The 23,117-nt window shown below is 60.4% G+C and carries 25 protein-coding genes; 14 read left to right on the top strand and 11 right to left on the bottom strand.

What is annotated here, in order from left to right:
* The first annotated feature begins 182 nt into the window (after nucleotides 1-182).
* On the top strand, nucleotides 183-377 hold the full coding sequence (locus E8M77_RS16780) for a type II toxin-antitoxin system VapB family antitoxin (protein ID WP_137131756.1): 195 nt from the start codon (nucleotides 183-185) through the stop codon (nucleotides 375-377).
* Between the two features lie 7 nt (nucleotides 378-384).
* Here E8M77_RS16780 and E8M77_RS24275 read toward each other — a convergent pair whose 3' ends face one another.
* Nucleotides 385-906 (bottom strand): helix-turn-helix domain-containing protein, encoded by a 522-nt coding sequence (locus E8M77_RS24275; RefSeq protein ID WP_246659292.1) that lies wholly within the window; start codon nucleotides 904-906, stop codon nucleotides 385-387.
* Between the two features lie 536 nt (nucleotides 907-1,442).
* Here E8M77_RS24275 and E8M77_RS16770 point away from each other — a divergent pair.
* On the top strand, nucleotides 1,443-1,643 hold the full coding sequence (locus E8M77_RS16770) for a hypothetical protein (RefSeq protein WP_137131755.1): 201 nt from the start codon (nucleotides 1,443-1,445) through the stop codon (nucleotides 1,641-1,643).
* Nucleotides 1,644-1,875: 232 nt separating this feature from the next.
* Here E8M77_RS16770 and E8M77_RS16765 read toward each other — a convergent pair whose 3' ends face one another.
* A complete protein-coding gene (locus tag E8M77_RS16765; protein WP_137131754.1) occupies nucleotides 1,876-2,757 on the bottom strand; it encodes a LysR substrate-binding domain-containing protein in 882 nt (293 codons plus the stop codon).
* A gap of 97 nt (nucleotides 2,758-2,854) precedes the next feature.
* On the opposite strand from E8M77_RS16765, the gene E8M77_RS16760 reads away from it, so the two are divergent.
* Nucleotides 2,855-3,889, top strand: a complete 1,035-nt coding sequence (locus E8M77_RS16760) for a putative sulfate exporter family transporter (protein ID WP_246659291.1) — start codon at nucleotides 2,855-2,857, stop codon at nucleotides 3,887-3,889.
* A gap of 6 nt (nucleotides 3,890-3,895) precedes the next feature.
* On the opposite strand, the gene E8M77_RS16755 is transcribed toward E8M77_RS16760, so the two are convergent.
* Entirely contained in the window at nucleotides 3,896-4,540 is a 645-nt protein-coding gene (locus E8M77_RS16755) for a TetR family transcriptional regulator C-terminal domain-containing protein (RefSeq protein ID WP_137131753.1), read from the bottom strand.
* Nucleotides 4,541-4,829: 289 nt separating this feature from the next.
* On the opposite strand from E8M77_RS16755, the gene E8M77_RS16750 reads away from it, so the two are divergent.
* The 3 genes from E8M77_RS16750 (at nucleotide 4,830) to hydA (ending at nucleotide 7,918) form a co-directional block, all read left to right on the top strand.
* Entirely contained in the window at nucleotides 4,830-6,083 is a 1,254-nt protein-coding gene (locus E8M77_RS16750) for a Zn-dependent hydrolase (RefSeq protein ID WP_137131752.1), read from the top strand.
* Nucleotides 6,084-6,156: 73 nt separating this feature from the next.
* The gene (locus E8M77_RS16745) at nucleotides 6,157-6,336 is read left to right on the top strand and encodes a hypothetical protein (protein WP_246659301.1); all 180 of its coding nucleotides are present in this window, start codon (nucleotides 6,157-6,159) and stop codon (nucleotides 6,334-6,336) included.
* Between the two features lie 127 nt (nucleotides 6,337-6,463).
* Nucleotides 6,464-7,918, top strand: coding sequence for a dihydropyrimidinase (gene hydA / locus E8M77_RS16740; RefSeq protein ID WP_137131750.1), 1,455 nt, complete (start codon nucleotides 6,464-6,466; stop codon nucleotides 7,916-7,918).
* 146 nt (nucleotides 7,919-8,064) lie between these two features.
* Here the strand turns inward: hydA and E8M77_RS16735 are convergent, their stop codons facing one another.
* Nucleotides 8,065-8,475: a cupin domain-containing protein gene (locus tag E8M77_RS16735; protein ID WP_137131749.1), complete on the bottom strand. Its 411-nt coding sequence runs from the start codon at nucleotides 8,473-8,475 to the stop codon at nucleotides 8,065-8,067.
* A 124-nt stretch (nucleotides 8,476-8,599) separates the two neighbouring features.
* Here E8M77_RS16735 and E8M77_RS16730 point away from each other — a divergent pair, with 124 nt between their 5' ends.
* The 8 genes from E8M77_RS16730 to E8M77_RS16695 all read left to right on the top strand — a co-directional run bounded on the left by E8M77_RS16730 (nucleotide 8,600) and on the right by E8M77_RS16695 (nucleotide 18,491).
* Nucleotides 8,600-9,388, top strand: a complete 789-nt coding sequence (locus E8M77_RS16730; RefSeq protein ID WP_137131748.1) for an ABC transporter ATP-binding protein — start codon at nucleotides 8,600-8,602, stop codon at nucleotides 9,386-9,388.
* 268 nt (nucleotides 9,389-9,656) lie between these two features.
* Complete coding sequence (locus E8M77_RS16725; protein ID WP_137131747.1) at nucleotides 9,657-10,040, top strand: DUF559 domain-containing protein; 384 nt, start codon at nucleotides 9,657-9,659, stop codon at nucleotides 10,038-10,040.
* On the top strand, nucleotides 10,037-10,915 hold the full coding sequence (locus E8M77_RS16720; RefSeq protein ID WP_137131746.1) for an ABC transporter permease: 879 nt from the start codon (nucleotides 10,037-10,039) through the stop codon (nucleotides 10,913-10,915). The genes E8M77_RS16725 and E8M77_RS16720 overlap by 4 nt, the downstream gene beginning before the upstream one ends.
* Nucleotides 10,912-11,778, top strand: coding sequence for an ABC transporter permease (locus E8M77_RS16715; protein ID WP_137131745.1), 867 nt, complete (start codon nucleotides 10,912-10,914; stop codon nucleotides 11,776-11,778). Before E8M77_RS16720 ends, E8M77_RS16715 begins: the two co-directional genes overlap by 4 nt.
* 37 nt (nucleotides 11,779-11,815) lie before the next feature.
* The gene (locus E8M77_RS16710) at nucleotides 11,816-12,808 is read left to right on the top strand and encodes an ABC transporter substrate-binding protein (protein ID WP_137131744.1); all 993 of its coding nucleotides are present in this window, start codon (nucleotides 11,816-11,818) and stop codon (nucleotides 12,806-12,808) included.
* Nucleotides 12,809-13,111: 303 nt separating this feature from the next.
* The gene (locus E8M77_RS16705; RefSeq protein WP_137131743.1) at nucleotides 13,112-14,317 is read left to right on the top strand and encodes an efflux RND transporter periplasmic adaptor subunit; all 1,206 of its coding nucleotides are present in this window, start codon (nucleotides 13,112-13,114) and stop codon (nucleotides 14,315-14,317) included.
* Between the two features lie 13 nt (nucleotides 14,318-14,330).
* Nucleotides 14,331-17,666: an efflux RND transporter permease subunit gene (locus tag E8M77_RS16700; RefSeq protein WP_137131742.1), complete on the top strand. Its 3,336-nt coding sequence runs from the start codon at nucleotides 14,331-14,333 to the stop codon at nucleotides 17,664-17,666.
* Nucleotides 17,667-17,798: 132 nt separating this feature from the next.
* Entirely contained in the window at nucleotides 17,799-18,491 is a 693-nt protein-coding gene (locus tag E8M77_RS16695; RefSeq protein ID WP_137131741.1) for a Crp/Fnr family transcriptional regulator, read from the top strand.
* Between the two features lie 40 nt (nucleotides 18,492-18,531).
* On the opposite strand, the gene E8M77_RS16690 is transcribed toward E8M77_RS16695, so the two are convergent.
* From E8M77_RS16690 to E8M77_RS16660, 7 genes are all read right to left on the bottom strand, one after another.
* Nucleotides 18,532-19,350, bottom strand: a complete 819-nt coding sequence (locus E8M77_RS16690; RefSeq protein WP_137131740.1) for an MBL fold metallo-hydrolase — start codon at nucleotides 19,348-19,350, stop codon at nucleotides 18,532-18,534.
* Nucleotides 19,343-19,963: an urease accessory protein UreG gene (gene ureG / locus E8M77_RS16685; protein WP_137131739.1), complete on the bottom strand. Its 621-nt coding sequence runs from the start codon at nucleotides 19,961-19,963 to the stop codon at nucleotides 19,343-19,345. The genes E8M77_RS16690 and ureG overlap by 8 nt, the downstream gene beginning before the upstream one ends.
* Nucleotides 19,964-20,034: 71 nt before the next feature.
* Nucleotides 20,035-20,706, bottom strand: a complete 672-nt coding sequence (locus E8M77_RS16680) for an urease accessory protein UreF (RefSeq protein WP_137131738.1) — start codon at nucleotides 20,704-20,706, stop codon at nucleotides 20,035-20,037.
* 6 nt (nucleotides 20,707-20,712) lie between these two features.
* On the bottom strand, nucleotides 20,713-21,213 hold the full coding sequence (gene ureE, locus E8M77_RS16675) for an urease accessory protein UreE (protein WP_137131737.1): 501 nt from the start codon (nucleotides 21,211-21,213) through the stop codon (nucleotides 20,713-20,715).
* Between the two features lie 208 nt (nucleotides 21,214-21,421).
* Nucleotides 21,422-21,958 (bottom strand): peroxiredoxin, encoded by a 537-nt coding sequence (locus E8M77_RS16670; protein WP_170975912.1) that lies wholly within the window; start codon nucleotides 21,956-21,958, stop codon nucleotides 21,422-21,424.
* A gap of 168 nt (nucleotides 21,959-22,126) precedes the next feature.
* Nucleotides 22,127-22,801, bottom strand: coding sequence for a TIGR02117 family protein (locus E8M77_RS16665; RefSeq protein ID WP_137131735.1), 675 nt, complete (start codon nucleotides 22,799-22,801; stop codon nucleotides 22,127-22,129).
* Nucleotides 22,798-23,106, bottom strand: coding sequence for a hypothetical protein (locus E8M77_RS16660; protein WP_137131734.1), 309 nt, complete (start codon nucleotides 23,104-23,106; stop codon nucleotides 22,798-22,800). The genes E8M77_RS16665 and E8M77_RS16660 overlap by 4 nt, the downstream gene beginning before the upstream one ends.
* Nucleotides 23,107-23,117 lie beyond the last annotated feature (11 nt).

Genomic DNA, 23,117 nt, shown 5'->3' with positions numbered 1-23,117 from the left:
TGCGCAAACTGCTCACCATCCTCAACGCCATCATCCGGGACGAAAAACCATGGCAAAACGCTTGACTGCCAAGACAGTCGCTCTCCCCGCAGGCGGGGAGAGGCGATCGGTTGACGCCGTGCCTTCGATGGAACTCCAATGCCGCCTTGTGCATACTGAAGCTCAACGCAAGGACTAAAAATATGCGCGCCACGATCAACCTCGACGACGACCTCCTCGATCGCGCCCGTTCGCTGACCGGCACGAAAGCGACAACGACACTGGTGCGACTGGCGCTGGAAACACTGGTCCGTATCGAGTCCGGCAAACGCCTCATCGCACTCGGCGGCTCCATGCCGGATGCGGAGGCTGCGCCGAGGCGCCGAAGTGATGGATGAGAGCCCCTCACCCCGCCCTCACCCCTTGCAAATCATCCTCCTGCGCCGCGCTTGCAGCTTGCGGCATACGCTCGATGACACGCAGGTAAGCTTCGGCGGCGCGGTCCGGGCGGCGCTTGCCTTGCTCCCAGTTGCGTAGAGTTTCCACATCAATGCCGTAGGTGAGCGCAAACTGCTCCTGTGTCAGGCTCAGTTCTCTGCGCAGTGCAGCCACGTCCACCGGTCGTGCGGCAACCGCTTTGGCTGCAAAACCGCAGTCGGCAAGAATGGCGGCAAACTCTTCTGCATCCCGCAGGCCGGGGACGGCGAAGGTTGCCTGCCCCGTCTCCATGGCCTTCTCAACGACGCGCTTGGCGGTCAGCATGGTCATGCCACTTTCGACCAGCAACCGCACAACGGTGATGGACTTGATCGCCTTGGCAGCCGGATCAAGATGCAGGGTCACGACGGCGTGGGAACCGGATTGGCCGGGGGCGACGACCTCGACCGGCCCCAGTCGTTCGAAACGCTCCCTCAATGATGATTTCATCGCACTGCATCTCCATCATCGCTATGTCGGCCAGTATCCGCAAACGGGCGGGGCCGAGATCATTGGCCGAAATATCCTCTCCCTGCACATGCACCCCTGCCAGATAAAGCACGTCATTCTGCAGGCGTGGCTCGCACATCAGAGACAGGGTGCCATCAGGCGTCTGGATGACCACCGTACACACCGGATGGTCCGTTCCATCATCCTGAAAACGGAAGCTGACATTATCCCTATTCCACACAGACATATATAGGCCAATGAACGACAAAAATAAAGATGTGATGGCGCATGACCGCGATTGCGCCTCCAGCACGGCTTTGGATCATCCATCCAATTTACAGCAGGCGAGCTCAACCGAAAATAGAAAATAGTACCGAATGGCAAAAGGTCGCTGCCGGCATGAAAACGAACAAGCATACCCATCCCCCACGTTACAGATCGCCCGAGATCGGGTAACAACAGCGCAATCGGCAGCCACAAGCGCTGCACCGCCACACCCTTTCTATCGATCCTGGAGAAACGACATTATCAAAATCATGGTCTTGCTGCACAGCGCGGTCGGCGCGGATTGGCAGCCACCCCCGAACGGCACCAGCCTGAAGACGCTCGGTGAAGCCGAGGAACAGGGTTTCATCCAGGTGCGCGGCGAGTTTCAGAAGCGCCAGATGCGCCTGACGGAGCTTGGCGTCCAGCATCTGGAGCGCGATCGCAAGCGCCTGGAAGCCCGCCGGATGTAAATGACGTCCTCGGAGGGCTTTAGGTTGAAGTTCCCCCTCTGGCTGCCGCCATCTCCCCCACAAGGGGGGAGAAGGAGTGCGGCAAGCGTGCCCGAAAAACAAATGATTGCCGCATAGGATAAGAAGGCTGACTTGGTCGTGCGGGAAATGTTCTGCGGTCTCCCCCCTTGTGGGGGAGATGGCGGCAGCCAGAGGGGGATGGAGGCAAGAACAGCCACGCTTCCCCTAAACCCTACCCCTCGCCCATCAGGTCCACCATCGCCCGCATGGCGCGCGTCACGTGCCGTTCGCGGTGGCGGGCAAGAAAGAACAGCCGGCTCGGCATGGGAAAATCAGGCATCACCAGCCGCCCCTGCGCCAGATGCGCCTCCACGGCACGAAATGAGAGAACGGCAGCGCTGGTGCCGGCGGCCACGGCGGCAATCACCGCCTCGTTGGAGGGAAGCTCCAGCGCCACCCGCAGGGCAGATGGCGCAATGCCCAGCCGCGAGAGTTCCTCTTCCAGCGCCGCGCGCGTGCCGGACCCGTCTTCCCGGTGGATCCAGTCAGTGTCGAGCAGATCGCTCGGCATTAGCCCCTCACCCTTTGCCCATCGGTGCCGGCGCCCGACAACCAGAACAAGCCGGTCCTCGCCAACCTTGGTCAGCAGCAAAGCCGGCTCATCCACCCGGCCCTCGACCACCGCCAGATCCGAGGCGCCACACAGCACCGCATCCGCCGCCTGGCGCGTATTGCCAACACTGATGGCCAGGTCCACCTGCGGGTGAATTTCATGATAACGCATCAGCCGCGAGGGCAGAAAATAGCTTGCCACCGTCTGGCTGGCATGGATCGACAGCGTTCCAGACGGCGCGCCGGAGAGATCCTTCAACAGACGTGCGGCATCACCGGCCTTCTCCAGCACGGCGCGGGCGGAAGGCAGAAAAAGCGCGCCGGCCTGCGTCAATTCGATGCCACGCCCCACCCGATTGAACAGTTTGACCCCGTGGCGCGCCTCCAGCGCCGCAAGTGCTGCACTGACGGAGGATTGCGTCAGATGCAAATGCTCTGCCGCCCGCGTCACATGCAGGCGTTCCGCCACGTCCACGAAAATGCGCAACTGCTCGAGTGTCATGGCGAAATCATCGTCTTTTCCGATTGAAATGACAAGATCAACTTGTTGGAGTGATGAATGAAGATGAACGAGACTGGCGGCGAACCGGAACACCGCCATGCTCATGCGCCCCTTGCCCACACCACGATCGACCGTACCCGGCACCATCGCCGGCCTCGGCGAACTATTCCCCGGCCTTGGCCTCACGGTTGCTGTTGCGGCCATCGCCATGGCGATCCGCGCGCTGTCGGGCGTAGAGACGCTGTCGCCGCTGATCCTGTCGATCATCATCGGCATGGTGATGGGCAATCTGCGCCAGCCGCCTGCGCTGTGCCGCCCCGGCATGACATTTTCGCTGAAACGGCTGCTGCGGCTCGGCATCATTCTGCTTGGGCTGCAGATTACGCTCTCGCAACTGATGTCGCTCGGCCTCCCGGGCCTGACGGTGGTGACGGCAACGCTTGTCACGAGTTTTGCCGCCGTAATGCTGGCCGGCCACGCGCTTGGCGTAGACAGGCGCCTGACGGGACTGATCGCCGCCGGCACATCCGTCTGCGGCGCGTCTGCCGTGATTGCCGCCAATGCCGCCGTGCGCGGTCGCGAGGAGGATGTGGCCTATGCGGTGGCCTGCGTCACGATCTTCGGCTCGCTGTCGATGCTGAGTTTTCCGCTACTGGCGGCACCACTCTCGCTAGATGCGGTCAGCTACGGCCTTTGGTCGGGCGCCACGATCCACGAAGTGGCGCAGGTGGTGGCCGCCACCTTCCAGGCCGGCACTGTGGCCGGCCAATATGGCACGATTGCCAAGCTTGCCCGCGTCATGCTGCTGGCACCGCTGGTGCTGATGCTGGCGCTCACGCTGTTTCGCAAGCCTTCGGGCGAAAAGGCAGGCGCCACGCCCTTCCCCTGGTTCGTCATTGGCTTTCTGCTGATGGTCCTGGTCAACAGCGCAGCCAGCCTGCCGCCGGCGCTCAGTCACGCAGCCAGCCAGACGGCGACCTTCCTTCTCTCCTGCGGGCTTGCCGCCATGGGCCTGCAAACGCAGGTACGGCAGCTTGCAGCGCGCGGGTTGCGGCCCCTGGCGCTTGGCGCCTTCGGCTGGCTGTTCATCTCGGGCTTCGGCTATCTGATGGTGAAGCTCACCGGGTTTTGAGCCGGCTCAAACACTGGGCTTTTCCACCGTCAACCCGCGCAGAAACAGTTCTTCCAGATGTCGCGCGGCATCTTCGAAACGCCCCTCGCCGGCCTTGTCGCCGAGCACGGCGCGCACCTGAACATCAAAATCCGCATAATGCTGGGTGGTCGACCAGATGGAGAAGATCAGGTGATAGGGATCGCATTTTGCGATCTTGCCGGCCTTGATCCAGGCGCGGATCACCAGCGCCTTCTCATCCACCAGCGTCTTCAACGGGCCGGTCAATTCATCCTCGATATGCGGTGCGCCCTGCAGGATCTCATTGGCGAAAAGCCGGCTTTCGCGGGGAAAATCCCGCGACATTTCCAGCTTGCGGCGAATATAGGAGCGGATTTCCTGTTCCGGATTGCCATCGGCATCCAGCGCGCGCAGCGGCTCCAGCCAGGTAAACAGCATGCGGTCGAGAAGCGTGCGGTGCACGGCCTCCTTGGTGCGGAAATAATAAAGAAGATTGGGCTTGGACATGCCCGCCGCATCGGCGATCTGGTCAATCGTTGCGCCGCGAAAACCATAGGCGGAAAACACGTCGAGCGCGGCCTCGAGGATCTTCTCCTCTTTCTCCTCCTGGATGCGCGTTCGTCGCTGCGTCTTCGCCGCTCTTGGAATCATGGATCTCGTTATCTCCTCTTGCACTGCGCCGGGCAAGACGCAGATGCACAAATTTTACCCCGGCAACTCTTCTGCCGGAATTGTGTTCATTTTTTCATCCCGTCGGCGTTTTTCGACTTGAGTGCCAGCACGGAAATTGTAATATTTTACCAACCGGTCAATTTATCGGCGACGCATCCGGCAAAGGCAAGCCATTGCTTGCCCCGCCATAAGAAGATGCGCGCCAGACCGCATGGGAACAGCAGCCGGGCATCAGACCCCAGGCCTGAACAGATGAAGGAATGAACGAATGGTGGCGGCGCCAGGCGAGAACTTGCGTGTAAACGGCGATCGGCTGTGGGACATGCTGATGGATATGGCCAAGATCGGCCCCGGCATTGCCGGCGGCAATAACCGCCAGACACTGACGGATGCCGATGGCGAAGGGCGCCACCTGTTCAAGCGCTGGTGCGATGAGGCGGGGCTTTCCACCGGCGTCGATCAGATGGGCACGATGTTTGCGACCCGCCCCGGCACCGATCCCGATGCGCTTCCCGTCTATATCGGCAGCCATCTGGATACGCAGCCGACGGGTGGCAAATATGATGGCGTGCTCGGCGTGCTCGCCGGGCTCGAAGTCATCCGCACGCTGAACGATCTCAACATCCAGACGAAACACCCGATCGTCGTCACCAACTGGGCCAATGAGGAAGGCGCGCGCTTTGCGCCCGCCATGCTGGCATCCGGCGTGTTTGCCGGCGTGCATTCGCTGGATTACGCCTATTCCCGCCGCGACCCGGACGGCAAGACCTATGGCGATGAACTGAAGCGCATCGGCTGGCTGGGCGAGGAACAGGTCGGCGCGCGAAAAATGCACGCCTATTTTGAATATCACATCGAACAGGGCCCAATCCTCGAAGCCGAGGAAAAGCAGATCGGTGTCGTCACCCATTGCCAGGGCCTCTGGTGGCTGGAATTCACGCTGACAGGCCGCGAAGCGCATACGGGCTCGACGCCCATGGCCATGCGCGTCAATGCAGGCCTGGCTCTGTCGCGCATCATCGAAATGGTGCAGGGCGTCGCCATGGAAGAGCAACCGGGCGCCGTCGCCGGCGTTGGCCAGGTGTTCTTCTCGCCCAATTCCCGCAATGTTCTGCCCGGCAAGGTCGTGTTCACCGTCGATCTGCGCACGCCAAGCCAAGAGAAGCTCGACCGCATGCGGGCAAAGATCGAGGCGGAAGCGGCCAGGATCTGCGAGGCGCTCGGCGTCGGTTGCTCGGTGGAAGCGGTCGGCCATTTCGATCCGGTAACATTCGATCCGGTTCTGGTGGAACGCGTCCGTTCAGCCGCCGAAAAGCTTGGCTATAGCCATATGAACCTGATTTCCGGCGCCGGCCACGATGCCTGCTGGGCGGCCAAGCTTGCGCCCTCCACCATGATCATGTGCCCCTGCGTCGGCGGCCTTTCCCACAACGAGGCGGAAGAGATTTCCAGGGACTGGGCAGCAGCCGGCTGCGACGTGCTGTTTCACGCGGTGGTTGAAACGGCGGAGATTGTCGGGTGAGTGTTTTCGCGTTACAATTGGCACATAGCGCATCCTCGGAGAGAGAGCCATATCGCCATCAACAGAGAGTGTCGTGCTTGAGATGTTGCGCGCGATCCGCGCGACGCAGGAGAAGCATTCCAACGACCTCCTGGAGATCAAGGAGCGGCTCGGTTTTCTTGAGCAGCAATACGCCAGCATCTCGACACGGCTTGATAGAATGGACCTTCGTGTCCTGCGCATCGAAAAACGCCTCGATCTCGTCGAGGCCTGACAACAAGCATGAAGACCATCACCAGGGCATAACCACAACTGCCGGAAACGCAGGATAGATAACGCGGAGCCAAGGGCACCCGCGTGGGGTGCCCCTCTGCTCGATAGACAGAGAGGGAACGGGACCCATGACCACAGTCATCAAGAACGGCACGATCGTCACGGCCGATCTCACCTACAAGGCCGATGTGAAAGTGGACGCTGGCCGGATCATCGAGATCGGCCCGAACCTTTCCGGCGAGACGGTTCTGGATGCCACCGGCTGTTATGTCATGCCGGGCGGCATCGATCCGCATGTGCATCTGGAAATGCCGTTCATGGGCACCTATTCCGCCGATGATTTCGAAAGCGGCACGCGCGCAGCGCTTGCCGGCGGCACGACGATGGTGGTGGATTTCTGCCTGCCCGATCCCGGCCAGTCTCTGCTGGACGCCCTGAAACGCTGGGACAACAAGGCAACCCGCGCCGCTTGCGACTATTCCTTCCACATGTCCGTCACCTGGTGGGGCGAACAGGTGTTCAACGATATGAAGACCGTCGTTCAGGAAAGAGGCATCAACACTTTCAAGCATTTCATGGCCTATAAGGGCGCGCTGATGGTGAATGATGACGAGATGTTCGCCTCGTTTTCGCGCTGCGCCGAATTGGGCGCCCTGCCGCTGGTGCATGCCGAAAACGGCGACGTGGTGGCTGCCATGCAGGAAAAGCTGATGGATGCCGGCAATAATGGCCCGGAAGCGCATGCCTATTCCCGCCCCGCCACCGTGGAAGGCGAAGCCACCAACCGCGCCATCATCATTGCCGATATGGCGGGCGCACCGCTTTACGTGGTGCATACGTCCTGCGAACAGGCGCATGAGGCCATCCGCCGCGCCCGGCAAAATGGCATGCGCGTCTATGGCGAGCCGCTGATCCAGCACCTGACGCTGGATGAGAGCGAATATGCCAATCCCGACTGGGACCATGCGGCGCGGCGCGTCATGTCGCCCCCCTTCCGTAACAAGCTGCATCAGGACAGTCTCTGGGCGGGGCTTGCGAGCGGCTCGCTGCAGGTGGTGGCAACCGACCACTGCGCCTTTACCACCGAGCAGAAGCGCTATGGTGTGGGCGATTTCCGCAAGATCCCGAACGGCACCGGGGGATTGGAAGACCGCATGCCGATGCTGTGGACCTATGGCGTGGCAACCGGGCGCATCACCATGAACGAATTCGTCGCCGTCACCTCCACCAATATTGCCAAGATCCTCAACGTCTATCCGCGAAAGGGCGCCATTCTGGTGGGCGCCGATGCCGATCTCGTCGTCTGGGACCCGACGCTGACCAAGACCATCAGCGCCAAGGCGCAGCAATCGGCGATTGATTACAATGTCTTTGAGGGCAAGACCGTGAAGGGCCTGCCGCGCTATACGCTGACACGCGGCGTGGTGGCCATCGAGGAAGGCGCCATCAAGACCCGCGAGGGCCATGGCCAGTTCGTTTCCCGCGAGCCCTATCCGGCGGTTTCCAAGGCGCTGTCGACATGGAAGGAACTGACCGCGCCGCGCAAGGTGGAGCGCAGCGGCATTCCGGCAAGCGGAGTGTGAGCGGGCGGATGATGGCAGCCATGGGCGCGTTGCATACCCCCCTCTGCCCTGCCGGACGACCAGGGTTGAGACCCGTGGCTCAACCCTGGTCGTCCGGCAGGACAGAGGGGGGTGCGGTCGGCGCAGCGTCGAGCGGAAGATATCCTTTACGGAACCAAACCCTCCAGTTCCGGCAGCAACACCACGCTTTCCTGCTCGCGCGGATCGGTGCGGGCAATGATGGCGGTGGCCGGTTCATCCGAGCTATTGGCCGGCAGATGTGGCACGCCCGCCGGAATGTAGAACAGTTCGCCCGCGCTGACGACGACATGGTGTTCCAGCCTGTCGCCATACCAGGTGTCCGCCTTGCCCGACAGCATGTAGATCGCCGTTTCATGGCTCTCATGCAGATGGGCTTTGGCACGCGCGCCGGGCGGCATGGTCAGGATATGCATGCAGATGCCGGTGGAGCCCACCGTTTCGGCCGCAATGCCCTCGAAATAGCGCAGGCCCTGCTTGCCGTCATAGGTGGCGCCGGGCTTCACCAGCCGGCAGGTGGGTTTTAATGATGCGTCCATGGTCCAATCCCTCCAACAGCCCTTCCGGCGGCGGCTCCCAAGGCCTGCCGGCACGGCCTCATTCACAGAAGATAACAGATAAAATGCCGCTTTCCATGTCCCCTCGCCTCCCGGAGCTTGCGCCATGAATTCGCCCGCCTCCGTCGTCTCCGCCAAAAATCTGGGCCTCACTTTCGAGACCGGCGATGGCCCGGTGCATGCGCTGACCGGCGTTGATCTCGATATCAAGAAGGGCGATTTCGTCTCCTTCATCGGCCCGTCCGGCTGCGGCAAGACCACATTCCTGCGCGTCATCGCCGATCTGGAAAAGCACACGAGCGGCTCGATCGAAATCAATGGCATGACGCCGGAAAATGCCCGGCTGGCGCGTGCCTATGGCTATGTCTTCCAGGCCGCAGCCCTCTATCCCTGGCGCACGATCGAAAAGAACATCGCGCTGCCGCTGGAAATCATGGGCTTTGGCGCTGCCGAGCAGAAGCAGCGTGTCGAACAGATGCTCGACCTCGTCAATCTTTCCGGCTTCGGCAAGAAATTCCCCTGGCAATTGTCCGGCGGCATGCAGCAGCGCGCCTCGATTGCCCGTGCGCTCGCCTTCGATGCCGATCTGCTGTTGATGGACGAGCCCTTCGGCGCGCTGGATGAGATCGTCCGCGACCATCTGAACGAGCAACTCCTGAAGCTCTGGGACAAGACGAACAAGACCATCTGCTTTGTCACCCATTCCATTCCGGAAGCGGTCTATCTCTCCACCAAGATCGTGGTCATGAGCCCGCGCCCCGGCCGCGTCACCGACGTGATCGAATCCACACTGCCGCGCGAGCGCCCGCTCGACATTCGCGAAACGCCAGAGTTTCTGGAGATCGCGCATCGGGTTCGCCAGGGGCTGAAGGCGGGGCATAGCTATGAGGAATAGTAGCGCGAGGAAAGAAAAGACCCCTCCCCAACCCCTCCCCACAAGGGGGAGGGGCTCAAGCGCCCGGAGCTTGCCCCGCATTCAACCATTGCCGCATGACCTTGCTGAAACACCAGACATGCAGCGCCGTTGCAACGCGCTCTCAAAGCGCCAAGCATGGCGGAAGATCTCTTCAGCCGTGAGGGTGGCGGAAAAGCCCCTCCCCCTTGTGGGGAGGGGTTGGGGACGGGAAAATACTGGCACCGCCCCAGATGGAAGGCACATCCAAATGCCGCATTCCAATATCGACACAAAAACGCGCAAGCGAGCCAGATCACTTCGCCGGGAGCTGACAAAAGCGGAACAGGAAATGTGGGATTTGCTGCGCGATTTTCGCCCGCGCGGTGCTCGCTTTCGGCGTGAAACGCCTGTCGGACCTTACATTGCAGATTTTGCTTGGCTTTCGGCGAGGATTATTGTGGAAGTCGATGGCGACAGCCACGAGACCGATAGCGGCAGGCTTCACGACAAGCGTCGTGACGCTTTTCTCTCCCAGCAGGGCTTCACAGTCCTGCGCTTTGACAATGCCGATGTCATCGGAAATCCCGACGCGATCTTCATCATGCTTGAACAAGAACTGGCACCATTTTTGAGCGGGGAGCCAACCCCATGACCTCCCTCTTCCGCGACCGCATCCTGCCGGTTCTGACCGTCATCGCCGCCATTCTCGTCATCTGGCATGTCTTCGTCATCTATCTGAACGCGCCCTTCGTGCGCGATCAGGCCGCACGCGCCGGCGAGACGATCAGCCTGTCGCAGATCATCGAACGGACTTTTGCCCAGGAACGCCCGATCCTGCCCGCCCCGCACCAGATCGTGGCTGAACTCTGGGACACGACCATCAACAAGGCTGTCACCTCCAAGCGCAGCCTCGTCTACCATGCCTGGATCACGCTTTCGGCGACGCTTGCGGGTTTTGGCATGGGAACCGTGCTCGGTATTACGCTTGCCATCGGCATCGTGCACAACCGCGCCATGGACCGCTCGCTGATGCCCTGGGTGATTGCCAGCCAGACCATCCCGATCCTTGCCATTGCGCCGATGATCATCGTGGTTCTGAACTCGATCGGCATTTCCGGCCTGATGCCGAAAGCGCTGATTTCCACCTATCTGTCCTTCTTTCCCATCGTTGTCGGCATGGTGAAGGGGTTGCGCAGCCCCGATACGCTGCTGATCGACCTGATGCACACCTACAATGCCAGCCGGGCACAGACCTTCTGGAAGCTGCGCTGGCCGGCCTCCATGCCCTATCTCTTCACCTCACTGAAAGTGGCGATCGCCATTTCGCTGGTGGGTGCTATTGTGGGTGAATTGCCGACGGGCGCCGTCGCAGGCCTCGGTGCGCGGCTTCTCTCCGGCTCCTATTACGGCCAGACGATCCAGATCTGGGCCGCGCTGTTCATGGCCGCCGGGCTTGCCGCCCTGCTCGTCTCGATTGTCGGCTATGCCCATGTCCGGGTTCTGAAACGCATGGGAGTAAAGCCATGAGCGGTTATCTGGTCTTTGCGCTTGTCTTCTGGCTTCTCGCCTGGGCCTTCAATGAATGGCTGGTGCAGCAAAAGCCGAAGGATCGGCGGGTGGCACGGCTGATCGGCATTGCCGTGCCGCTGCTCTTCGGTGCCACGCTGCTGGTCATCTGGGAATGCATGGTGCACGGCTTCAGCATTCCGTCGATCCTCCTGCCGGCGCCGTCCGCCATCTGGGCCCGCATCCTTTCCTCCACGCCGATCCTCTGGGCCGATTTCCAGCAGACATTCCTGAAATCGGTGATCACCGGCTATGTGGCGGGCTGTGGGCTGGGCTTTCTCGTCGCCATTCTCATCGACCGCTCGCCCTTCCTGCAAAAGGGCCTGCTGCCAATCGGCAATTTCGTCGCAGCCCTTCCCGTCGTCGGCGTGGCGCCGATCATGGTCATGTGGTTCGGCTTCGACTGGCCTTCCAAGGTGGCGGTCGTCGTCATCATGACCTTCTTCCCCATGCTGGTGAACACCGTGCAGGGATTGTCGGCGGCCAGCCACATGGAGCGCGACCTGATGCGCACCTATGCCGCCTCCTGGTGGCAGACGCTGGTGAAACTGCGCCTGCCCGCCGCCTGGCCCTTCATCTTCAACGCCCTGAAGATCAATTCGACGCTGGCGCTGATCGGTGCCATCGTCGCCGAGTTCTTCGGCACCCCGATTGTCGGCATGGGGTTCCGGATCTCCACGGAAGTGGGGCGCAGCAATGTCGACATGGTCTGGGCCGAGATTGCGGTTGCCGCACTCGCCGGCTCGGTCTTCTACGGACTGGTGGCGCTCAGTGAGCGGGCCGTCACCTTCTGGCATCCGTCCGTCCGTGGTGGACGGGCGTAACTTCAAGAGTTCAACAACAAAAAGAGGGAACTGAACCATGACCATCAAACTCGCATCCCTGATGCTGGCAGCAGCCGTTTCGCTGACGGCCATGCAGGCCGCCGCTGCCGACAAGGTGACGCTGCAGCTGAAATGGGTAACGCAGGCCCAGTTTGCCGGCTATTACGTGGCCAAGGACAAGGGCTTCTACAAGGAAGAAGGTCTCGACGTCGATATCAAGCCGGGCGGCCCGGACATTGCCCCGCCGCAGGTTCTGGCAGGCGGCGGCGCTGACGTGATTGTCGACTGGATGCCGTCGGCACTGGCGACCCGCGAAAAGGGTGTGCCGCTCGTCAACATCGCCCAGCCCTTCAAGTCGTCGGGCATGATGCTGACCTGCCTCAAGGAAACCGGCATCACCAAGCCGGCCGATTTCAAGGGCAAGACACTCGGCGTCTGGTTCTTCGGCAATGAATATCCGTTCCTGTCCTGGATGGCGACGCTCGGCATCAAGACGGATGGCTCGGCTGATGGCGTCAAGGTGCTGAAGCAGGGCTTCAACGTCGATCCGCTGTTGCAGAAGCAGGCCGCCTGCATCTCCACCATGACCTATAACGAATATTGGCAGGTCATCGATGCCGGCATCAAGCCGGAACAGCTGGTGACCTTCCAGTATGAAAAGGAAGGCGTGGCGACGCTCGAAGACGGGCTCTATGTGCTGGAAGACAAGTTGAAGGACCCGGCCTTCAAGGAAAAGATGGTCAAGTTCGTCCGCGCCTCGATGAAGGGCTGGAAATATGCCGAGAAGAACCCGGATGAAGCTGCCGGCATCGTGCTCGACAACGACGCCTCCGGCGCCCAGACCGAAAAGCACCAGAAGCGCATGATGGGCGAAGTGGCCAAGCTGACCGCCGGTTCGAACGGTGCACTGGACAAGGCCGATTACGACCGCACGGTAAAGACCCTGCTCGGCGGTGGCTCCGATCCGGTCATCTCCAAGGCCCCGACAGGCGCCTATACGATGGACATCACCAATGCGGCTCTGAAATAAACAAGCATTGAAAAACCTTCAGGCGCGCGGCAAACACACCGCGCGCCTTTTCTTTCATCAATTTTCCGGAACAGTTCCATTAACAACAGCTGATTGATCCAGCACGCTGCAACAGATAAATTCATTTATGGTTTGTTTTTGAGTGACCTTGCGCGGCTTTCTCTGCGTAACCACTTGGGACAAGTAGCGGTAGGGGATAGCGGATGCTGCATTGTGGGGTGCGGCGTGGGCAAATGGGCTTTGCAGCGATGCGGCCGACCTTATCAAATTGAATATAGCTTCTCTTAGAATGGGTCGGATGGGATGATAATCTCACGCAAACTATCGGGTGCACTGTTTTTGGCTGCTTTGGCATCGACCGCGCTTGTTTCGCCGGGTGTCGCGCAAGAACAGAAACCTGCTCAGACAGCGGACGGTGGCCAAGCCAACCTGCCTGCCATCGTCGTCACCAATGTCACGGAGAGAAACCTCAAGGATAGTGTGGTTGCCAGCGGCACCATTCGGCCAGTCGAGGAAGTGTTTGTCCAGCCTCTGGTCGATGGATTGTCGATCAAGTCGCTGAAGGTCGATGTAGGTGACAAGGTTTCGGCAGGACAGGTGGTGGCAGATCTGAACAGCGATTCCCTGCTGCTGCAGAAGAGCCAGCAACTGGCGAGCAAGGCAAAGGCTGAGGCCGGGCTGGCTCAGTATCAGGCGCAGGTGATCGAAGCCCAGGCAAATGCCGATGATACCGTGCGCCAGCGCGACCGGACACAAAACCTGAGCCGCAACGGAACAGCCTCGACCGCACAGGTGGAACAGACAGCTGCTTCCGCGGCTGCGGCCCTTGCCCGGCTGAATGCTGCCAAACAGGCCGTGAGTGTGGGTGAAGCCGACATCAAGGTCGTTCAGGCGCAGATCGATGACATAGATCTCAAGCTTGAACGTACGGATGTGAAGGCGCCCGTCGCCGGTGTCATCTCCAAGAAGGATGCCAAGGTCGGTGCGATTGCCGCAGGAAGCGGAACGCCGCTCTTCACCATGATCCGCGACGGCGATATCGAACTTGTGGCGGATGTGCCCGAGAGCGAGATCGGCCGGCTCAAGGCGGGGATGAAGGCCAAGATTACGGTGGCCGGCACAAGCAAAGCACTCGATGGAAAAATACGTCTGATTTCCCCCGTGGTCGACCAGACAAGCCGCCTCGGGGCCGTCCACATTATCGTGGATGACGAGCATGTCGCAAAGGCAGGCATGTATGCCAATGCCGAAATCGTCATCAACGAGACGCGTGGTCTCGCGCTTCCTCAATCCGCCGTCGCGACGGATCGCAGAGGCTCCTTTGCCCGTCTCGTCGAGGGTAATGTGGTGAAACAGGTCAAACTTGAAATCGGCATCCAGGATGCGGGTTTCGTCCAGATTCTGAATGGTCTGAAGGCTGGCGACCAGGTGGTTGCCAAGGCTGGTGCCTTCGTCCGCGATGGCGATCAGATAAAGCCGGTTCAATCCGCAAACACCGCTTCAAACTGACAGGAACTTTGGAATGAACTTTTCCGCCTGGTCAATCCGCAACCCCATTGCCCCGCTCCTTGCTTTCGCGCTGCTGCTTTTCATGGGCATTCAGTCCTTCAACAAGCTGCCGATCACGCGTTTCCCCAATATCGACGTGCCCGTTGTCTCCATTTCCGTCACGCAGAGCGGTGCTTCGCCGAGCGAACTGGAAATGCAGGTGACGAAGGAGATCGAGGACGCCGTTGCATCCATCAGCGGCGTTGATGAAATCACATCCACGGTGACCGATGGTCTTTCCACGACCGCGGTTCTCTTCCGCATCGAGAAATCGACGCAGGAAGCCGTTCAGGATACCAAGGATGCAATCGACCGCATCCGGTCCAACCTGCCCGCTTCCGTCGAGGAACCGATCGTTTCCAAGGTCGAGGTTGAAGGTCAGGCTATCCAGACCTTCTCCGTCACCTCCCCCAACATGACGCTGGAAGAACTGTCCTGGTTCGTGGACGACACCGTGAAGCGCGCACTTCAGGGACAGCCCGGAATCGGACGGATCGACCGCTACGGCGGAGCCGATCGTGAAGTGCGCATTGCCCTCGAACCGGACAAGCTGAATTCCTACGGCATCACCGCATCGGAAGTGAACAGCCAGCTTCGCAACGTCAACGTGGATCTTGGCTCCGGCCGCGGGCAAGTTGGCGGCAGTGAACAAGCCATCCGAACCCTTGGCGATGCCCGCAAGGTATCAGACCTCTCCAATACGACGATCGCCCTTTCCAACGGCCGCTTCGTCAAGCTTTCCGACCTCGCGACGGTTACCGATACCTATGAGGAACCGAAGTCCTTCGCGCGCTTCAACGGCGAGCCCAGCGTAACCTTCGCTGTTTTCCGGTCGAAGGGATCAAGTGAAGTCACCGTTTCCCGGACCGTCGGGGAGCAACTTGAGACGATCCGCAACGCACACCCGGACGTTTCCATCAAGCTGGTGGATGACAGCGTCTATTTCACCTACGGAAACTACGAATCCGCGATCCATACCCTGATCGAGGGTGCCATTCTCGCGGTCATCGTGGTCATGCTCTTCCTGCGCAATTGGCGCGCCACGCTGATTTCTGCCGTCGCCCTGCCGCTCTCGGCCATTCCCACCTTCTGGGTCATGGACCTGATGGGCTTCTCGCTGAACCTTGTCAGCTTCCTCGCACTGACGCTGGCAACAGGTATTCTTGTCGATGACGCAATCGTCGAGGTGGAAAACATTGCCCGTCACATAAAAATGGGCAAGACGCCCTATCGGGCAGCGCTGGAAGCAGCCGATGAAATTGGCCTTGCGGTCATCGCGACGAGTTTCACGATCATTGCCGTCTTCGTACCGGTATCGTTCATGCCGGGCGTTCCGGGCCAGTACTTCATCCAGTTCGGACTGACCGTCGCCGTCTCCGTCTTCTTCTCGCTGCTTGTGGCGCGTCTGATAACGCCGCTGATGGCGGCTTATCTGATGCGCGCCGAAGACGCGATGGACGACCACCACGACAATGACGGTCCTCTCATGAAGGCCTATACAAGTCTGGTCACGGGTACGACGCAGCGCTGGTACATGCGCTATGCCACGCTTCTGGGTGCCATCATATTCCTCATCGGCTCCATAATGCTGCTGATGCAGGTACCCGGCAGCTTCCTGCCGCCAGAAGATCGCTCGCGCATCACCTTGTCCCTGGAACTGCCGCCGAACGCGACTTTGGACGAGACTGCGGAAACCACAACCAAGATCTATGAAGCTATCAAGCCTCTCGAAGGCGTGGAGAGCGTATTCGTGCTCGGTGGCGCCTCGCCAAAGGGCGATCTGGAACTGCGCCGTGCAACCGTAAACGTCATTCTCGGCAAGATCGACCATTCGCTGCTGAAGACCTTGGTGAACAAGGGGCTGGGCAATCTGCCACTGATTGGCACCTACATTCCGCGGATGGAAGACAAGGGCCGCACAAAGCCGCAGTGGGAAATCGAGAAAGAGCTTTTCCAAAAGGTCCGCTCCATCCCGGATGTGCGGATCACCAAGCTGAACGATCGTGGCGAGCGTGAGCTTTCCTTCAACTTCATGGCTAGCAACGGAGAAGAGCTGGACGACGCGGTTGCGAAGCTCGAAGGCAAGCTGCGTGCGTCGCGAGTGCTTGAAAATGTCTCTTCCGAAGGCGCCCTGCCTCGCCCCGAACTGCAGATTCGTCCGCGCAAGGATGAGGCTGCTCGGCTTGGCGTGACACCGCAGCAGATTTCGGAAACCGTCCGCGTTGCCACCATCGGCGATGTGGATGCAGCACTGGCAAAGATCTCTCTCGATAGCCGCCTGATTCCCATCCGGGTGCAGGCATCGCTCGATGTCCGCCGCGACCTGCAGGCAATTCGCAACCTCAAGGTCAAGACAGCGAATGGATCTACCGTTCCTCTGTCCAGCGTTGCAGATGTGGACTATTCAGAAGGTCCAAGTTCGATCAAGCGGCACGATCGCAGCCGCGTCGTTTCCATCGGCTCTGACGTCCCGCAGGGCACGGCGCTCGATACGGCCAAGGCGGAGTTCCGTACCATCGTTAGCCAGACCCAGCTGCCAGCCGCCGTCCGTCTGGCCGAAAGCGGTGACGCAAAGGTTCAGGCAGAAATGGTTCAAGGCTTTGCCAATGCCATGTTGCTGGGCCTGCTTCTGGTGCTTGTGGTGCTCATCCTGCTGTTCAAGGATGTCATTCAGCCCTTCACCATCCTCTTCTCGCTGCCGCTTGCCATCGGTGGCGTGGCCGTCGGCCTCATCGTCACCAATAATTCGCTGTCGATGCCGGTTCTGATCGGCATTCTGATGCTGATGGGTATCGTCACCAAAAACGCCATCCTGCTGGTTGATTTCGCTATCGAAATGCGGCGCCACGGAATGGAGCGCATCCATGCCATGGTGGAAGCGGGCCGCAAGCGCGCCCGACCGATCATCATGACCTCGATCGCCATGTCGGCCGGCATGTTGCCCTCGGCGCTCGGCGTCGGTGAAGGCGGCTCCTTCCGCTCTCCCATGGCGATTGCGGTGATCGGCGGCATCATCGTCTCGACGGTACTCAGCCTCCTGGTCGTGCCGGCCTTCTTCCTGATCATGGACGACATTTCCAACCTTCTGGGGCACATCTTCAGCCGCTTTGTCGGCAAGAAGGAGCATGAGGAACCCGTGCTTTCCGATGAGGAACTGAGCCATGCGCACCGTGCCAGCGAAGGAAAGATTGCCGAGTTGCAGCAACGCCTGACAGCCATGGAGCACAAGGCATCAGGTGATGCAGGGGAACGCCCGGACAAAAGTGTCGGCAGCAATGTTCTGCGCTTGCCGCCGCTTGCGGCGGAATGATCGTCCACACGCAGGCTTGCGCATACAACCTGCGCGACGGTCCGATTTGATCGGTGTCAAATCGGACCAAAGCCGGCGGTGCTAATCTCTCTCCAACAATCATCCGGAGACGCTACGGATTGTCAGGGGAGAATGCGCATGCTGGACAAGAATCACAAAGCCAATATCCGCGAACGCGGGCTTCTGGCAAAGACCGCCTTTCTCAAGGCTCTGTCCCCGACAGCTTTGTCGCGCCTTCTCGATATTGCCCATATCTCGATGGTCCCAAGCCGGGCGACCATTATTCGCGAAGGCGATCCGGCATCCGCCTTCTACTGCGTGCTGACCGGCTATGTGCGTCTCTACCGCGTTAGCCGTGATGGAAGACAGGCCGATATCCGCGTCTGCAGCCCCGGCGACATGTTTGCCGAATGCCTGATCTATGGCGGCGAAAAATATCGGTTCTCGGCGCAGGCGGCAGAAAACGCCAATCTCGCCCGCTTCGACATGCAGGAAGTGCGCGAGCTTGCCGAACAGGACCCGACGGTGGCAAAATCGATCATGACGGTACTGTCGGACCATCTTCTATCGACCATGGATTGCGTGGTGAACGACCGCCTGCATACCGCGCCGCAGCGCGTGGCAGACTATCTTCTGACGCGCTGCCCGATGGAAAGCGGCTCGGCCTCCATCCGCCTGCCCTACCAGAAAAACCTTTTGGCCGGCATGCTGGGACTTGCGCCGGAAGCTCTGTCGCGCGCCTTTTCCAGCCTGCGCCGCACCGGCGTTACCGTGCGTGGCCGGGTGATCCAGATCGGCGATGTCTCGGCGCTGAAGGATGTGTGAGGACGGTTATACTGCTTTTGCACAAACAGTATAGCGGCGGTCAGGCGGCGACCAATCTCCAGACGTCACCGGCTTCCTCGACCCGTGCGAAACCGGAGACATGGCCACCGGAGACAATCCAGCCGTTGCGGCTGGCGCTCTTGAAGATCGTGCGACGGCTCTGGGCCCCTTGCGCGCCATCCACATCGTAGATGAAGCAGAAATCCGGGTCGTCAAACTGAAGTGTAGGCGCGTGAACCAGATCGCCCCAGAGCAATAGCTTTTCTGCGCCCGTTCCGATGAGATAGCCGAAATGGCCGGGCGTATGGCCCGGCATGGCTATGGCCTCGATCTCTGGCAGCACGGAGCCCTCATCCACCGGCCTCACCCGCTCACCATAACTTGCCAGCAGGCGTGCGCAAATGTCGAAACCACCCCTTCGGTAGGTGGGAACCGTCTCCTTCAGAGCGGCATTGCCGAAGAATTCCAGATCGGGTTGTGGCGCAAAGATTTCCGCCTTTGGGAAATAGGGGCCGTCATCGGCAAACAGTCCGAGAGCATGGTCGCCGTGCAGATGCGTGACAAGCACACGCACCACATCCTCCGGTGCAACTCCCGCCGCAGCCAGCGCCGCCCGGCCAAGGCCGAGCTGCGGGCCCCAGAACGGTCCAGTGCCGGCATCCACCAGCGTGACGCCGTCCGGCCCCCTGAGCAGGAACAGGTTGACATCCATATCCACGGTCGACGCGCCCCAGGCGGCAACCGCCGCATCGCGCACCGCATCGCTGCTCATATGGGTCAGGTGCTCGATGGGCGCCTTGTACACGCCGTCGATGAGCACCGTCGCATCGTAGGAACCGAACCGCCGCCCGTCAGGCATGCTGCAATCCGCCATGCACTTCCAGGAAGCGCACGATGTGATCAATCCCCTCGCCGCGCTTCATATCGGTAAAGACAAAGGGATTGCCGGCGCGCATGCGGGTGGCATCGCGGTTCATCACGTCGAGATCGGCACCGACATAAGGCGCCAGATCCTTCTTGTTGATAACCAGCATATCCGAGCGGGTAATGCCCGGCCCGCCCTTGCGGGGAATTTCCTCGCCCTGGCAGGTGGAGATCACATAGATGGTGATATCGGCAAGATCCGGCGAGAAGGTTGCAGCCAGATTATCGCCACCCGATTCGATGAAGATCAGGTCGAGATCCGGGAAACGCTCGTTCAAGCCGGCAATCGCCTGCAGGTTGATCGTCGCATCCTCGCGAATGGCCGTGTGCGGGCAGCCGCCGGTTTCCACGCCGACAATGCGCTCGGAGGACAGGGCCTGCATCCGCACCAGCGCCTCGGCATCTTCCTTCGTGTAAATATCATTGGTGACGACGGCGACCGAATACTGGTCGCGCATGGCCTTGCAGAGCTTTTCCGTCAATGCCGTCTTGCCGGAGCCGACCGGTCCGCCGATGCCAACGCGCAGAGGTCCGTTTGCCGATTTCATGGTTCATGCCCTTTTCAAAATTTCAAGGCCCAGAATAGCGCCGCTGCTGCGCCGCACAAGGCTTCCATTCATCACGATCGAAACAGCCGCGACACCTGCGTCTCGTGCCGCAGCGAGGCGATATCGGCCTGCACACTGGCAGAACCCAGATCATCGAGGCAGGAGCCGGCCGCCTGCTGCGCCGTGCTCTCTGCCAGCGCTTCCAACCCCTGCAGGATCTTCAGACCTTCCTGCTGGCCGCAGATCCCAAGCCGAATGCCGGCAGACACGCCTTGCGAGACAAGCGCATGGCTATAGGCCGCCAGTGCCTGTTCCAGGCCCACGCCATGCGCGGCGGAAATGGCGCCCACCGCCACCGGATAGGGGCAATCCTTCGGCATTCTGTCGAACACCGGATGCGGCCAGGCGGAGGCTGCCGCCACAAAAGCCCGGCCGAGCGACAGCGTTTCGAGATGCCGTTCCGCCGAACCGGCCAGCGCCAGACCAAGTGCGCTGAGTTCGACGATCTCCTCTGGCCGCCCGACCGCCCGATGGGCAGCCGCCAGCAGCACCGCATCGTTCCAGCCGCTGCCATGCGTCAAAAGCGTGGACAGCCAGTCGCGCAGGCCCAGCGCATCGGAGACTAGACGGTCGTGCACCGCGCGTTCCAGCCCGCCGGAATAGGCAAAGCCGCCGACCGGAAAGGCTGGCGACAGCCAGGCCATCAGCCGCAGCAACGCCTGCGTTTGGCTTGCCGAACTCATGTGAAGTCAGTCATGGCTGTGATGCGCGTGGCCATGGGCATGGTCATGGGCGCCATGCGCATGCTCATGGCCCCCATGTGCATGATAGGCGCCGCGAGCCGGCTGAAAGCCTTCCTCGACATCCAGAACCGTGGCGCCGAGCCCCTGCAGCATGGAGCGGATCACATGATCGCGCAGGATGAGGATACGGTCTTCCTCGATCTGCGCCGAGAGATGCCGGTTGCCGAGATGCCAGGCGAGTTCGATGAGATGCAGCCGGTTCTTGGCGCGCACCTCGAACAGCTTCTCCGCCGCCGCCTTCACTTCCACCGTATCGCCATTCTCCAGCACCAACCGGTCGCCATCGTGAAACAGCACGGCTTCCTTCAGATCCAGCATCACCATGTCGCCATTGGAGAGATGCAGGAGCTTGCGGCGCAGATGGCGCAGATCATGAGGAAGCGTGACGATATCGACGGGCGGATCGGACACCTCGCCAGCCGGACGGTAGGAATGGACATGCTGCATGGAGTTTTTCCTGTGATAACAGGCCCGCATCATTGCCAAGGCAGGTCCACATGACAAGCGGGATTTTGCGATACATAGGGTTTACGGTGGCAGTAAACTGCCCCTCACCCTAGCCTTCTCCCCGTCGGAACGGGGAGAAGGGTCCGCAGGACGCAGCCGGATGAGGGGCAGCGGATGCAATAATTTGCAAAGCCGCCACCTATAAAACTCAGGCGGCGATCTTGCGGCGCAGGTTTTCCAGAATGTTCTGCGGCGAAGACACGCCATAGGGGTCGCTGTCGCAATTGTCGGAAAAACCTTCTTCCTCGAACCACTGCTCGACCACGCCATCATTGATGATGGCGGCGTAGCGCCAGGAGCGCATACCAAAGCCGAGATTGTCTTTGGCAACCAGCATGCCCATCTTGCGGGTAAATTCACCGGAACCATCCGGGATCAGTTGCACGTTTTCAAGGTTCTGAGTCTTGCCCCAGGCATTCATCACGAAGGCATCATTGACCGAAATGCAATAGAGCGCATCAATACCTTCCGCCTGGAATTCACTATACAGCTTTTCGAAATCCGGAAGCTGGAAGGTCGAGCAGGTGGGCGTAAAGGCGCCCGGAAGCGAAAACAGCACGACGCGCTTGCCGGCGAAATAATCGCTCGAGGTCATTTCCTGCCAGCGGAAGGGGTTGGGACCACCGACGGCTTCATCACGCACACGCGTGCGGAACGTTACATCAGGCACTTTGCGGCCAATCAGCATGGATCGTCTCCTGAAAAACATCATATGTGCCAAGGCTTTCCCAGAGAAAGCACTGAGCGGAAATAGCCGGATAGATCTAGCGAGTTTTTGCGTGCAGTGCAGCATGGATTGGCGATTTCAACAACCACGCATGGCGGCTATGCGCTGCAGACATGGCAGAAAAGCTCAATCGTGGAGATCGAGCGACAAGGTCAGCAGCGGCGGAAGCGGCGTCCACCATCCGGTGCGAAGCCCGCCGGCGCGCAGCATGGCACCTGTCCAGGTGTTGCAGCCGAGAAGCGCGTTGAAGCGTCCATTGGCCTCAAAGAACATGTCGTTTTCGCCATAGGCAGCATCGGCAATCGGCTGAAGGCTGCCTGCCGCATCGGTGGCAAAGCTCTTTTTGATCGCCGAAAGCATCTGCCGGTAGCCGGCCTCTGACAAGACAAGGCGGCGCACGGCAGGGTCATCGCGGGGGATCTCGCCGGCCAGATTGACATGCATGACGGAGCGATCAAGCGTCAGCGCCTTCACCACCGGCCCCGGCTTCAGGTCGCCCCAGGTCGGCGTTTCGATATAGAAGGCGCGCCCGCCCCAGCCGAGCACCAGATAGACAGCATTCGGATGATCGACGGCAAAGCCCTGCTCACCGAGCGCTGAAAATTCCGCCCGAAGATCGTCGTCCAGCCGCAGGGCAATATCCGTGTGGATCGGGTTGTGCAGGAGGAGGATTTGGCGGGTTGGTGGATTGCCATCGCCACCAGATGGATAGGAGAGCGGGCGTGGCACGAGCGTGCCGAGGACAAGCATGAAAATGGGGATACTCGCGAGGATCAGCACCCGACGAAAGAGGCGATTCATCCGGTTTGTCCTGCCGCGAGGTGCCGGCACATCCTCTTGCCCGCCGCCTTGCGACCTGCCTCGTCAGCCAAGCACTGAAGCTCGACCATGAAATCTTCCAAAGAAATGCACTCGCCCGTCTCCAGATATCTCGCCCATCGGCGATCATCCTCGGCAAACTCATGCTCCTGGCGCTCCACATCCTCCGAATGAAGCCGCAAAACGCTTTCAGCCAGTTCAGACACGGTTGACCCTTCGCGTTCCGCGATGGCGGCGACGCGCTTTTTCAAATCACCGTCGATGCTGACAGTCTGCTTGAAGCTCATGACGACATCCT

This window comes from Rhizobium sp. FY34 (genome assembly GCF_005222845.1).
Taxonomy (GTDB): Bacteria; Pseudomonadota; Alphaproteobacteria; order Rhizobiales; family Rhizobiaceae; genus Neorhizobium.
The sequence above is the reverse complement of the archived record's forward strand: the minus strand, read 5'-3'. Positions and strand labels throughout refer to the sequence as shown.